The sequence below is a fragment of the Microcystis sp. LE19-131.1A genome (genome assembly GCF_027532015.1).
Lineage (GTDB): Bacteria > Cyanobacteriota > Cyanobacteriia > Cyanobacteriales > Microcystaceae > Microcystis > Microcystis ichthyoblabe_A.
The window spans coordinates 1-12,217 of the sequence record NZ_JAPZSS010000182.1; the positions used below are offsets into that span (position 1 = coordinate 1).

13 protein-coding genes and 2 pseudogenes are annotated in these 12,217 nt (G+C 41.4%); 6 read left to right on the top strand and 9 right to left on the bottom strand.

The window, feature by feature from the left end:
• Positions 1-122: 122 nt before the first annotated feature.
• The 3 genes from O9323_RS14055 to O9323_RS14065 form a co-directional block, all read right to left on the bottom strand.
• Positions 123-956 carry a putative hexosyltransferase gene (locus tag O9323_RS14055; protein WP_288125298.1) on the bottom strand — a complete coding sequence of 278 codons (834 nt, stop codon included), beginning with the start codon at positions 954-956 and terminating at the stop codon, positions 123-125.
• Between the two features lie 340 nt (positions 957-1,296).
• Positions 1,297-2,652 (bottom strand): (Fe-S)-binding protein, encoded by a 1,356-nt coding sequence (locus O9323_RS14060; protein ID WP_288125299.1) that lies wholly within the window; start codon positions 2,650-2,652, stop codon positions 1,297-1,299.
• A gap of 9 nt (positions 2,653-2,661) precedes the next feature.
• Positions 2,662-3,948 carry an FAD-binding oxidoreductase gene (locus O9323_RS14065; protein ID WP_024969555.1) on the bottom strand — a complete coding sequence of 429 codons (1,287 nt, stop codon included), beginning with the start codon at positions 3,946-3,948 and terminating at the stop codon, positions 2,662-2,664.
• A 251-nt stretch (positions 3,949-4,199) separates the two neighbouring features.
• Here O9323_RS14065 and O9323_RS14070 point away from each other — a divergent pair, with 251 nt between their 5' ends.
• Complete coding sequence (locus O9323_RS14070) at positions 4,200-5,387, top strand: aspartate aminotransferase (protein WP_149106618.1); 1,188 nt, start codon at positions 4,200-4,202, stop codon at positions 5,385-5,387.
• Positions 5,388-5,480: 93 nt separating this feature from the next.
• Entirely contained in the window at positions 5,481-6,212 is a 732-nt protein-coding gene (radC, locus tag O9323_RS14075; protein ID WP_002732646.1) for a RadC family protein, read from the top strand.
• A gap of 81 nt (positions 6,213-6,293) precedes the next feature.
• Here the strand turns inward: radC and O9323_RS14080 are convergent.
• Positions 6,294-6,377: pseudogene (locus tag O9323_RS14080) on the bottom strand (DUF4164 domain-containing protein); the annotation flags it as partial.
• 65 nt (positions 6,378-6,442) lie between these two features.
• The gene (locus O9323_RS14085) at positions 6,443-6,781 is read right to left on the bottom strand and encodes a hypothetical protein (RefSeq protein ID WP_353851594.1); all 339 of its coding nucleotides are present in this window, start codon (positions 6,779-6,781) and stop codon (positions 6,443-6,445) included.
• A 361-nt stretch (positions 6,782-7,142) separates the two neighbouring features.
• On the opposite strand from O9323_RS14085, the gene O9323_RS14090 reads away from it, so the two are divergent.
• A complete protein-coding gene (locus tag O9323_RS14090; RefSeq protein WP_002753293.1) occupies positions 7,143-7,868 on the top strand; it encodes a GUN4 domain-containing protein in 726 nt (241 codons plus the stop codon).
• 1 nt (position 7,869) lies between these two features.
• Here O9323_RS14090 and O9323_RS14095 read toward each other — a convergent pair whose 3' ends face one another.
• From O9323_RS14095 to petM, 4 genes are all read right to left on the bottom strand, one after another.
• Positions 7,870-8,655 (bottom strand): hypothetical protein, encoded by a 786-nt coding sequence (locus tag O9323_RS14095; protein ID WP_002753291.1) that lies wholly within the window; start codon positions 8,653-8,655, stop codon positions 7,870-7,872.
• A gap of 44 nt (positions 8,656-8,699) precedes the next feature.
• Entirely contained in the window at positions 8,700-9,623 is a 924-nt protein-coding gene (thyD, locus tag O9323_RS14100) for a thylakoid membrane protein ThyD (protein WP_149106616.1), read from the bottom strand.
• Positions 9,624-9,762: 139 nt separating this feature from the next.
• Positions 9,763-10,122, bottom strand: coding sequence for a photosystem II reaction center protein Psb28 (gene psb28 / locus O9323_RS14105; RefSeq protein ID WP_002753287.1), 360 nt, complete (start codon positions 10,120-10,122; stop codon positions 9,763-9,765).
• A gap of 104 nt (positions 10,123-10,226) precedes the next feature.
• Positions 10,227-10,340: a cytochrome b6-f complex subunit PetM gene (petM, locus tag O9323_RS14110; protein WP_002731506.1), complete on the bottom strand. Its 114-nt coding sequence runs from the start codon at positions 10,338-10,340 to the stop codon at positions 10,227-10,229.
• A gap of 292 nt (positions 10,341-10,632) precedes the next feature.
• On the opposite strand from petM, the gene O9323_RS14115 reads away from it, so the two are divergent.
• The 3 genes and pseudogenes from O9323_RS14115 to O9323_RS14125 all read left to right on the top strand — a co-directional run.
• Positions 10,633-11,154, top strand: a complete 522-nt coding sequence (locus O9323_RS14115; protein ID WP_080601747.1) for a DUF192 domain-containing protein — start codon at positions 10,633-10,635, stop codon at positions 11,152-11,154.
• A gap of 363 nt (positions 11,155-11,517) precedes the next feature.
• Entirely contained in the window at positions 11,518-11,712 is a 195-nt protein-coding gene (locus tag O9323_RS14120) for a DUF2949 domain-containing protein (RefSeq protein ID WP_002732568.1), read from the top strand.
• A gap of 176 nt (positions 11,713-11,888) precedes the next feature.
• Positions 11,889-12,217, top strand: a pseudogene (locus O9323_RS14125) (flagellar assembly protein H); the annotation flags it as partial.

Genomic DNA, 12,217 nt, shown 5'->3' on the forward strand with positions numbered 1-12,217 from the left:
AGAAGATGCAAGGGTGATGCAAGGGTGATGCAAGGGTTTTAAGAGATTCTAGCAGATTTAAGTGCATTTGGGAAGCTCTCAATCAAGCTAAAAGCCCTTTCCTGTAAGGTTTTTACCATTATTCAGCAAACCCTAATTAAAGGAAATACTCTCTCATCTCTACCCCATAAATCCTGAACTTTAATAAATGCCAAAGGTTCATTGAATTTCCAAGCTAAAAATACCATATAAGCGATTAACCCACAGGGTATTAATAGGAGGAAAATACTTTCTCTCTTGGGCGGTTCTTTTTTCTTTAAATATTTCCAGAGTAATTCGATAGCAAAAGCCAGAAAAATTATTACTCCTGTGACTCTAGTTAAACTGGCAAAAAATCCAAAAAATCCAGACCAAAAGTATTTCTTATTCAGAAAGAAATAAAAACAAGCAGCGGTGGTTAGCAAATATAAACTTTCTGTATAAAAACAGCTATAAAAAAAGGAAGTAGGAAAAACCAACATAAGAATTAAAACTTTTTCACAGCCTCTTTTATTCAGATAAATATTACTGATTTTATAAACAAAAAATAAGGCAAGTATTAGACATAAATTAGAAAGCAAAAGACCAGAAATAGGCACACTTAAGGAAGTTAAAGATGCAATTGCTTTGACTAAAATAGGATAGAGAGGAAAAAAAGCAACGTTCGATTGTTTTTCGGTATTGTATGAATATCCCCCCTGAATAATGTCGTTATACCAAGAACTATCAAAACGAAAGAAAGAATCCAAATAATGATTATCGGGAAACCAATGCCAAAAACGTTCTTGAGGAGATGAAGATTCATTCATCTGACTAAAACTGAGTCCGATTAGGTGCATCAGTAAAAGTGTTCCTCTCCAAATGATGAAAATTTTTAATATATATAAGAAAAGCTTTCTTGATTGACTAAAGTTGCTAGTTTCGTCCTTTAATTCCATATTATTGATTTCTCCTAAAAAAATTTTATGGTTGAGTTTGAATTAGGAAATAAATAAATATGACCAGTTTTAAGTCCAGGGTTTTCCCGAACCTTGCCATGGGAAAACAAAAGTAAATTGTCTTAGTAAATAGTTGAGTCTGATTGCTCCTAACCGCATCTTTCTGTGAACTGGATTTTAAGATAGAAGGGGGAACAATATTGTTCCCTAGATTTTTCCTGATGCTATTTCCACCGAGTAATAACAGAGGAGAGGTGAAACCCCTCTATCAAAATTCTAGGTGACAGGAAGGAAAAACTATCGAGAAAATTAGCGAAAATTAAGATAAAACGGGGATGAACTAGGAAATTTTCAGCCCGCGAATCGCATAATCTAATAATTCGATAGGATGAATAACGGGTGTATCTTTTCCCTGTAATTGTAGATGTTTTTTAATTTGTAGGGAACAACCCGGATTAGGAGAAGCAATCACCGCAGCCCCAGTATTTAATAAATTGCGTACTTTCTGCTGACCTAATTCATCGGCAGTATCTGGTTGTAGCATATTATAAACTCCGGCACTACCACAACACAGGGCTGCATCGATAGGTTCTTTTAAGTTAATATTGGGGATTTTTTGCAATAATTGTCGTGGCTGCACCGAGATTTTTTGTCCGTGTAAAAGATGACAGGCATCTTGATAAACTAGGGTTAATTCTGTCTCGGTAATCGGCGATAAATCAGCAGTTAACCCCACTGCGGCTAAAAATTCTTGGGCATCGCGTACTTTAGCCACAAACTCCTTAGCCTTATCTTTATATTCAGGATCATCAGCTAAAATATGATGATATTCCTTGAGAGTATGACCACAACCCGCCGCATTGATAATAATATAATCAACCCCAGTTTCTGCGAAACTATCGATCATTTGTCTGGCTAAACTTTGTGCTTGTTTTTCCTGTCCTTGATGTGCGGGTAAAGCGGCACAACAACCCTGGGTTTTTGGGATAACCACTTCACAACCATTGGCAGTTAAAACCCGCACTGTCGCTTCATTTACTGACGAGAAAAAGAGGCGCTGCACACAACCTAAAACTACTCCCACCCGATAGCGTTTTTCCGTTTGAGAGGGAATAACATCGGCATAGTTTTTAAACAGAGAATTTAGAGTAATTTTGGGTAAAATTGATTCCATGGCCGCTAGACGAGGAAATAGCATTTTTAAGATACCCGATTTCCTGACTAGGGTTTGTAATCCTAGGGTTTGATATAACCAGAGGAAAGGTAAAAATAATTTGAGACGGACGGGATAGGGAAAGAGATTAAAAATGAGAAAACGAATAATTTTATCTTTAAAACTGCGGGGTTGATTGCGTTCCACCTGCGGACGAACTGCGGCGATTAATTGATCGTATTGTACTCCCGATGGACAGGTACTAACACAGGCTAAACAGCCTAAACAAGTATCAAAATGTTGGCTAGTGGTTTCGTCTAAAACTGCTTCCCCTTTGTTGATGGCATTCATCAGATAAATTCTGCCCCGGGGGGAGTCCATTTCTTTGCCAATGACTCGATAACTGGGACAGGTAGATAGACAAAAACCACAGTGAACACAACTATCGATTAATTCTTGGGCAGGGGGATTCTTGGGGTCAAATCCTTGATTTTTTTGGTCGATTAATTCTTGAAAGTTAACGGAATGTTCGGAGGTTTGCATGATTTTAAATTAGATTTTGTTAAGAAAGCGTTCAGGACTAAAAATACCGTGAGGATCGAATTTAGTTTTTAGGGTTTTCATCATGGTAATCGCGTTACCTGTATAGCCCCAAGGTTCAATTTTTTCCTTTAGCGATGGAGGTGCGGTTAACACCGTTAAATAACCCTGATTGTCATGGCATAAAGAGCGAATTTTGTCAAGATTTTCCTCCGATTTTAAGATAACTTTACCCACGCCGCTACTAATATTAATCGAGGCTAGTCCGTTAATTTGGTCGATCACTAGATCTAAATTGCTAGGTAATAATCCTATTTTGCCGAAAAAAATGCCCTCTTGATCATAATTATCGATTGTTTTTCGGTATCTTTGCCCTAGAGAAACTTCTTCCTCATCCCGATAATAATTAGTCTGACAATCTAACTGTTGCCCTAAATAACTCACCTGTTGCGATTGTTCGCTAATACTTTCGGGAATGCTTTGAAAACGCAGCAGTAAAGCGACTTTTTCCTCTAATCCTAGTGCTTGCGTCATCCCTGGGTTTAAACATTCAGCCACGGTGGGAGTTAGGGACGATTGCCGAATAACTTGACTCAATTTGCTAATATTTTCGCTATTTCCAGTGATTATCAGGGTTTCTGAGTTAGGGGTTTCGGGATACAGTCGCAGGGTAATTTGATCGATAATCCCCAAAGTGCCGTAGGAACCCGTAAATAGCTTCATCATGTCGTATCCCGCCACATTCTTGACCACACGCCCTCCAGCTTTAGCAATCTCGCCATCGTGACGGATAAAGGAGAATCCTAGGATCAGATCCCGGACTCCACCGTATCTTTGCCGCCATGTTCCCGCGTCGGCCGTGGCCATAATACCGCCAATCGTGGCATTAGCGGCGTAACTGGGATCAAGAGGAATAAATTGACCGCTAGGAGCCAAAAAAGCCTGTAAATCCGCTAGTTTAAGCCCAGATTCCACGGTTATAGTTAAATCTCCCCTAGCATGGTCAATAATCCGGTTGAGATTTTGGGTACTGACTAAAATATCCGGCGACTCGACTAATCCACCCCAATCTAATTTACTACCTTGACCGTAGGCCAATAAAGACAGACGATTTTCGTTGGCAAAACGCACCAGAGAGGATAAAGCGGTTGTATTAGCGGGATAAACTATAATTTCAGGACTTTTGCCCCTAATTGCCCTTGATAATCTTTCTTGTTCCTCTTTTGGCACTTGTTGCCAGGTAATAACTGTCGTGTCGGGGGGTAAAATAGAAGTTATCTGAACAGCGATCGCAGTCATATTTTACAAAAGAATTGAGGAGTGAGGAGTCAGGACTTACCGGCCGATAATGGCGAAGAATGGGGGTAATGCTGGGGCTAATCAGTAATTTTGGGCCTCTATTAATTAGATTACCTTAGTTTGACTCTCCATCTCCGATGTCGGGCAATTCCAGCCATACTGAGGCACAAAGAAGCTAATAACTAACTGCTAAATTAGCCATACACTCGTGCCATAATGTTAGATTACCTCGATCAGTAAGCCAAGAAGTAATGAGTGTAAATTGGACGAATAGCCGCGCCAAGCGATTAAGTGCCTTACCCCCCTACGTTTTCGCCCGCTTGGATGAATTAAAAGCCTTAGCCCGCAAAGAAGGACTAGATTTAATCGATTTAGGCATGGGCAACCCGGACGGTCCTGCCCCGCGTCCAGTTATCGAAGCGGCCATTCAAGCTTTTGAAACCCCCCAATTTCACGGTTATCCCCCCTTTGAAGGAACCGCCAGTTTCCGAGAAGCGATCGCTAAATGGTATGATCGCTCTTATGGTGTGGAACTCAATCCCGATAACGAAGCTTTACCCCTGCTAGGTTCCAAAGAGGGCCTATCTCACCTAGCCCTAGCTTATGTTAACCCCGGCGATGTGGTCTTAGTTCCCAGTCCCGCCTATCCCGCCCATTTTCGCGGTCCTTTGATTGCTGGGGCGACGCTATACCCGATCATTTTAAAAGCAGAACAGGATTGGCTGATAGATATCGATTCTATCCCCGAAGATGTGGCTAAACAGGCGAAAATCCTCTATTTTAACTATCCCAGTAACCCCACCGCCGCCATTGCCCCCCGAGAATTTTTTGAGAAAATCGTTGCTTGGGCCCAGCACTATGAGATTATGCTCGTCCATGATCTCTGTTATGCTGAATTGAGTTTTGATGGTTATCAGCCCACCAGTTTATTAGAAATTCCGGGGGCAAAAGAGATTAGTGTGGAATTTCATACCCTCTCGAAAACCTATAATATGGCCGGGTGGCGCGTCGGTTTTGTCGTGGGCAATTCCGATATTATTCAAGGGTTACGCACCCTGAAAACTAATCTCGATTATGGCATCTTTTCCGTCATCCAAAAAGCGGCCGAAACCGCCCTACAACTGCCGGATAAATACGTCAAACAAGTACAGGAAAGATACCGGCAGCGACGAGATTTTTTAATCAAAGGTTTGGCGCAATTAGGTTGGGATATTCCCCCCTCTAAGGCGACAATGTATCTCTGGATTCCCTGTAGCGTCGGCATGACTTCCACGGATTTCGCCCTCAGCGTCCTCCAAAAAACTGGTGTTGTTGTCACTCCGGGCAATGCTTTTGGAGAGGGAGGGGAAGGTTATGTGCGCGTCAGTTTAATCGCCGATATCCCGCGATTAGGGGAAGCCTTACAGCGCCTCGAAGATGCGGGAATTCGCTATCAGTAAGGAGAATTTTTCCCCTTGATTTACCCGCCAAATCCCTCTAGGCACTGGCTAAAATTGTATGATGGAATTTTATCGCGGTAGCTTGCCACTTCCATGACCTACAGCTTAAGAATTGCCGATATTCCCGTCAGTGAAAGACCGAGGGAACGTTTAATCAGTGTCGGGGCGAAAAACCTCAGTAACGCCGAATTATTAGCGATTTTACTGGCTACAGGTCAAGGTAAGGGGAAACTCTCGGCGGTGGGTTTAGGACAGCATATTCTCAATGAATTGAGTAAATATCGCCGGGATCCTTTGGACGTTTTGAGGGATATTCAGCCCCAAGAATTAACCGCTATTCATGGCATTGGACCGGCTAAGGCTACTACTATTCTAGCGGCGATCGAATTGGGAAAACGAGCTTTTCAACGACGACCGACGGAAAAAATGGTTATCGATAGTCCCGATACCGCTGCCGCTATCCTTGGCCACGAACTAATGTATCAGTCTCAGGAACGTTTCGCCGTTATTTTACTCGATGTCAAAAATCAGTTAATCGCACTCAAGGTGATTACTATCGGCACAGCCACGGAAACACTGGTACATCCACGAGAAATCTTTCGAGAAGTAGTGAAACAATCAGCTACTAAGTTAATTATCGCCCATAATCACCCCACCGGGTCACTTGTGCCTAGTCAAGACGATATTTTACTCACAGAACAATTATTACAGGGAGCTACCTATCTAGCCATTCCTCTCCTAGATCATTTGATCCTCGGTAATGGTAACTTTCAAAGTCTTCGCCAAATCACGGATCTTTGGGAAAAATATCCCCAAGAAGATTGACAGAAAAGACACTCGATCTTTGTAGTTTAATTTTTTAGCCGTTTCAATTGGGCGTTAATTTCCTCAAATATTATGCGATCGCTATAAAGGATTGGGGAGAAAACCAAAAATTTTGGCCGCTCCTCCTAAAATAGCAACAACCAAAGCTATCAGAATCCAGCAATTCTCATTTTAAGGTTTCATGACATAAAAAGCCTTATAACAAGAGGGTTGTACAATTCTTAACAATTTTAGTGATCGCTGAAACGGCGCAAAATCGTTCTGAATTTATTTTTGCTGATCAGAATCCCCCGACTGGTAAATTCCCGATCAGCGACTCTTGCAGTTAACCCTTTAATTTCTGCGGTTAGTCGCTCATCTAAACCAGGACTTGATCTTTCTCCTTTGCAAGGATCGGGATCGTCTCTCGTGTATCTGTTTGAAACTATCATTCCCTTTGCTGAGGTGACAGCCGTACCAGAAAGCAGCAGTCCGCTCGCTTTGGGATTGCTATCCTTGGGATTTGTCACTGTCAGCGCCGTCTCTTTTCCATTACCCAAGGGCAGCACTAACCATCGAGCCGACAGCAATCTTGCTCGAGGAGCGTACCTACTGTCCGCACTTCTTAACATTCAATTGATAATTTTTACTAATATATTGCTTACAGCCCTTTGCCAATAAGGATTATAGCCACAATGATGGATTTTTGTCAGGGTGAAGAATTATAAATTTTTTTCTCAGAAAAAATCAATTATTGAAAATGTTCTCAATAGTAGTTTCTACAATGAAGGTTTTTCGTCAAAACATCTTGGGAAATGTAAAGATATGTAAAAGTATATGAAGAGGTGGGGAATGTCGGTGCTAAAAATCCCTGTTTTGTCAGGAAAAAATCGAGCAGCCACCCCGAAATAGTGGTAATAGTATTGAAGGAGTGGTCTTAAAAGTGATGATATGACTGACCAGAATGGCGTGTTAGTAGAAGAACAAAGCGAGGATATTACCCGTCTAGCGGGTCAATTAGCCACCGAGTCGCCGAAAAATCAATTACAAATCCTGACACAATTAGCCGAGGCCGGAGAAGGTGGCCTAACTGTGTTGAGAGATTTTTTATTAGCCAGGCGCCCGACTCCTGTTAATCTGGTGACAGGTAAGGCCTATCAGTTGCTATACCAAGATAATAGCGCTCAGAGCAAGGAATTTTTAGCTAATTATTTCCCCACGGGTGTTGTTCCCCTAGACAGTGCTAAAGGTATCGATTATCGACTTTTACAGGAACTATTGGCTAAACAGGATTTTCAAACTGCCGATAGTCTCACCCGTCAAAAACTCTGTGAATTAGCAGGAGAAGGAGCAATACAGAGGAAATGGGTCTATTTTACGGAAGTAGAAGCTTTCCCCAGTGTAGATATTCAGACTATTGATTATCTTTGGTTAGTTCATTCGGAAGGGAAATTCGGTTGGTCGGTGCAGCGCAAATTATGGCTCGGTGTCGGTCAAGATTTCCCGAAACTTTGGCCGAAAATTGGCTGGAAAAATGGCAATAATTGGACAAAATACCCCCAAGAATTTATCTGGGATTTAAGCGCTCCCGTCGGCCATTTACCCCTGTTAAATCAACTGCGTGGGGTGAGAGTGGCTGCCTCTTTATTTTCCCATCCCGTCTGGAGTGAAAAATAGATTAGCGATAGTAAAAATCATAGTTTTTTAGGGCATTCAGTCGGGCTAAATTGAGACGATAATGATAACCTAGTCTTTTTTGGAGAGGTTGCCAAAAATCTTTTTTAATGGGAGGTTGATAACTGGCATCAAGATGATTGCTTTTGTTTTTGAGTATTAACCAAGCTTCACTGATATCTACTGTCCACCCGACTTTTGCTGCCGCTAGTCCCATAATACTGCCTTCGCCACTGTGCATTCCTTTCATTTCTAAATAGAGTGCTATCTTCCCCCAAAAATGCAAAAACTCTTGCTCTTTCCCTCCATCTCTAGTGACTATAAATAAAGACTCTCCAATCCAATTTACTTGTTCACTCGGAATTCCTAGTTTTTCAGAAACCCTAATTAAATTAGGTAAATCTCGAGGACGATATTTTTTATTATGCTCAACCATACTTTGATGATAACCAACGATACCTGGAGTAAAATCAAGATTGTCCGATAATGATTCTATTAGTCTTGTATCCGCATCGACAAAAATAGCTGTCGGAAATAACTTTAAACTTTTTTCTAGAACAAAGCGTTTATCATTATAACAATGTAAAATCCCTTTTTGAGTATGTTTAAAAGCGATAACATTGGGACTATTATCAAAATACTGAGGCGCATCAGTTCCCACCACTAGACTGCCCCCAGGGGCGTATTTTTTTAAATCTTCAGCCAGAGTTTTAGTTAATTTTTGATACTTTTCTCTTAGGGCTAAAGTGCAAAAACAATAATTTGCTGTCGGTTCGGAAGAATTGCTCATAGATTAGTAATATCTGGAATTTTTGCCCTCAGTATATCAGCTTTCTACATTTTCGGGACAATTTCCTCTAAGGCCGCTTCTAGATTAGGATAACGATAGTCAAAACCGATCGCTTGGGTGGCTTTTGGCAGCACTTCTTGACCTTCTAAGACGATTTTTGCCCCTTCTCCCAAGAGAATTTCGAGGGCAAAATCCGGCACTGGCAACCAAGAAGGACGATTCATTACTTCCCCTAATATCTGACAGAATTCTTTCATCCGGACGGGATTGGGTGCAGTAGCATTGAACGTGCCGTTAATTTCTGGGCGATCAAGACAATAGATAATTAAATTAATTAAATCATCCCGATGAATCCAAGAAAACCACTGACGACCGCTGCCAATCGGTCCGCCGGCAAAAAGCTTGAAGGGTGGGATCATTTTCCCTAAAGCACCCCCATTGTCTAAAACAATACCCGTGCGAAGAATGACTAAACGAGTGCCGTAATCTTTAACTTTTTGGGCGGCTGTTTCCCACTTTTTACAGACATCCGCCAGAAAATCGCCACCGGGAGGGCTGTTTTCGTCAAAACTAGCGGTTTCGCTGGTTCCATAGTAACCGATCGCCGATGAGTTAATTAAAACTTTCGGTTTCTGGGCAGCAAGTGCGATCGCCTCGACAATTTTCTCGGTGCCGATTTCCCGACTAGCGACGATTGCTCGTTTTGCTTCACCGGTCCAGCGTTCCGAAATCGGTTCTCCCGCTAGATTAATCACCGCATCACATCCGGAAATCTCTTTTTGCCAATCCCCCGATTCTGTGGCGATATAGGGAATAATCTCTATCTTAGGATAGATTGACTTTGGGTACATTCTTCGGGCTTTATCGGGATTGCGAGTCAAAATTAGGATGTCATCGCTGCGATCAAGGAGTTTGACCACCAATCGACTCCCCACAAATCCTGTCGCCCCAGTAATCGCTATTTTCATGGTTTCTTGACTAAATTTATCCTTATTTTAGCTGGTTTTTAACTATCAGAATTCAGTATTCAGGAGTCAGGAGTCAATCAGGAGATTATTTTTATTTATTCTCCCCACACCCTACACCCTACACCCCACACCCCACTTCTCACTTATCCTGATACCCCATCCCGTTGGCTGCCGCGTAACGATTCATAAAGCGCATAAAACGCTCCCAGTGTTCATCGGTGATTTCAAAACCACATTCTACCCGTTGAATTTCATCTCCTTCATCTCCTCCAAAAATAAACTTAGTCGAGTTGGGAATAACTGTAATCACTCCTTCCTCATCGGTGAGACGGAGATCGCCGTAGGTACGAGTGGTGAAACTTTGGAAACGTTCGATCGCTTTCAGGGTTTTAAAAGTCATCAGGACATTGCGAATCCCGGTATTTTTATTTTTGCGGAGACTAACACCGCTTAATTCTTCTGATAAACCGACAAAAAACTCGATCGTGGGAGTGGTCATAGGTGTGGGTATAAAATTTTAGTTATTGATTTTCTCTTAATTACTTTTGAAGGGAAAAAGTAGTTCATGATTACTAATAAAGTAACCATGAACCGAAAAACAAGCTATTCCGCTTCTCCACCTTGGATTTTGAGGAGGAGAAAACCCCAAGCTAATCCGACGAGGACGAGAACGATCGCCACGATCGGCCCATTAAATAACATACTTTCTGCGGTCATGGTGATTGCTCCTGAGCCTACAATAATCGATCATATAGATAAGTGGTATTTTAACCTACGAAGGCGATCGACTGCTGCCGGACTGGGGCAAAATTGAAGGAGAAAATCGGCCAATAACTCTGAGAACTTTTTTAGTATATATGTTCTAGCAATCCTCAAGGAAAGATGCTCACCCCCAGGCTAGATGTTTTTAATACTATCTTTATATTTTTTGTCGCCACTTTGTGTTAGTGTCTTATCTGCTTAATTCTTCAGTTATACTAGGAAAATTAAGTATTGATAACTATTGATGATGACTGGTAAAAAATCATTTATGCTCAAGATCAAGTTAATACTATTTTTAGGTTTGTTGCTGCTGAGTTGTCAATCGACTAATCTCAATGGTAATAATAGTTCGATGGCTCAGATTACGACTGAGAATCAAGGGCAAATATTACCGATCACGGCCAAAGCAGATATTAATGGTGAGATAATTGAGTTAGAAGTGGCTCAAACCCCCGAACAACAGGCCAAGGGTTTAATGTATCGCTCGTCTTTGGAGAAAAATCGCGGTATGCTATTTCCCTTTGCACAACCTCTGATGGCCGGGTTTTGGATGAAAAATGTCTCGATTCCTCTAGACATGATTTTTCTAAAAGATGGTATAGTAAAAGCAGTTTTGCTTAATGTCCCCCCTTGTGCGGTGCATCCTTGTCCTGTCTATGGGCCAAACACCATGGTTAATCAAGTGATCGAACTAGCTGGGGGTCGAGCGAAAGAATTAGGAGTGAAAGAAGGAGATAAAATTAAGATTGAGTTTATCTCAAGACCTTAATTTTTGAAAATGGGGTTAACTTTCTTATAAAAAGTGTCCCTTGTCTGGAAATATAAGTATGGCTTTTAGAAGCTATTACGCATTTATACTGTTTAAGATATAACCATATCGATTAGGATTTTTATAGTCTATCAAGTCATAGATTGAATAATCTTTACTCTTGCTATAGATTAAACAGAGACAAAGTTCTGCTAGACCTAACGGGACTATCTTAAGAGAGCCAGCGATTTTTAGGAAAGCACTCTCTATCATCGAGATAGCTTAGATACAGAAAAAACGGTCGCAAGACTAACCGTCCTTGAAACCGATCAGGTGGTGTTTTGTTGAAATTACGAGATATACTATTGAGGAAAAAGTCCCCCTATGTCCACGATTGCCTATTCCCAATTCCGACAATTTCTACAAGAGGAATTGTCCCTTCCCCAAGAATCGATCGCTATGGCCGAGCGATCGATCCAATCTGATAAAATTCATTTACCGATGATTCTCTGGCAGTACGGTTTAGTGACCTTGGAACAATTAGATAAAATTTATGATTTTCTCGAAGAGGTGGTCTAATCTTACTATTGGTAACTATTGACAAGGAGAATAATTGCCATGGCTGCGCATAGTTTCTGGCACAATTTGAAAATTCCCATCTTAAAAACTACCAATCATCACTTGAGAAGTGGGTTTAAATAACCCACTTTTTTAATAGCTATACAATTGAGAATTATCGATTAACTGCTCAGTCCATGAAACCCCATGACCAATTTGCCAAAAATTACCTTGAACAATTACTTTCTCCCCTGGGAATCGTCGAAATCAGCAAAGAAGTCAGCGACGAAACCCGACAGATAGATGTATTTTTTTCCCCCAATCCCGAACCCAACCCCGATTATCTGGGATTATTAGGCAGAATTGTCCTTAATACTGTCCTGATTGAACCCTATCGCAATCCTCCCAACCGTAGCGAGATTCGTAATTGTTTAGCGAAACTTTTGACGATTTTAGCCGAACTGCAAAGACAAGCTAAACGGGAAAATCAGAGTTACAATGAAGACAATGCCCCTCGTTTGTGGAT

Excerpts from the sequence above, each read along its gene's own strand:
- O9323_RS14055 (WP_288125298.1), bottom strand. The coding sequence starts at position 956 with ATGGAATTAAAGGACGAAACTAGCAACTTTAGTCAATCAAGAAAGCTT.
- O9323_RS14060 (WP_288125299.1), bottom strand. The coding sequence starts at position 2,652 with ATGCAAACCTCCGAACATTCCGTTAACTTTCAAGAATTAATCGACCAA.
- O9323_RS14065 (WP_024969555.1), bottom strand. The coding sequence starts at position 3,948 with ATGACTGCGATCGCTGTTCAGATAACTTCTATTTTACCCCCCGACACG.
- O9323_RS14070 (WP_149106618.1), top strand. The coding sequence starts at position 4,200 with ATGAGTGTAAATTGGACGAATAGCCGCGCCAAGCGATTAAGTGCCTTA.
- radC (WP_002732646.1), top strand. The coding sequence starts at position 5,481 with ATGACCTACAGCTTAAGAATTGCCGATATTCCCGTCAGTGAAAGACCG.
- O9323_RS14090 (WP_002753293.1), top strand. The coding sequence starts at position 7,143 with ATGACTGACCAGAATGGCGTGTTAGTAGAAGAACAAAGCGAGGATATT.
- O9323_RS14095 (WP_002753291.1), bottom strand. The coding sequence starts at position 8,655 with ATGAGCAATTCTTCCGAACCGACAGCAAATTATTGTTTTTGCACTTTA.
- thyD (WP_149106616.1), bottom strand. The coding sequence starts at position 9,623 with ATGAAAATAGCGATTACTGGGGCGACAGGATTTGTGGGGAGTCGATTG.
- psb28 (WP_002753287.1), bottom strand. The coding sequence starts at position 10,122 with ATGACCACTCCCACGATCGAGTTTTTTGTCGGTTTATCAGAAGAATTA.
- petM (WP_002731506.1), bottom strand. The coding sequence starts at position 10,340 with ATGACCGCAGAAAGTATGTTATTTAATGGGCCGATCGTGGCGATCGTT.
- O9323_RS14115 (WP_080601747.1), top strand. The coding sequence starts at position 10,633 with ATGACTGGTAAAAAATCATTTATGCTCAAGATCAAGTTAATACTATTT.
- O9323_RS14120 (WP_002732568.1), top strand. The coding sequence starts at position 11,518 with ATGTCCACGATTGCCTATTCCCAATTCCGACAATTTCTACAAGAGGAA.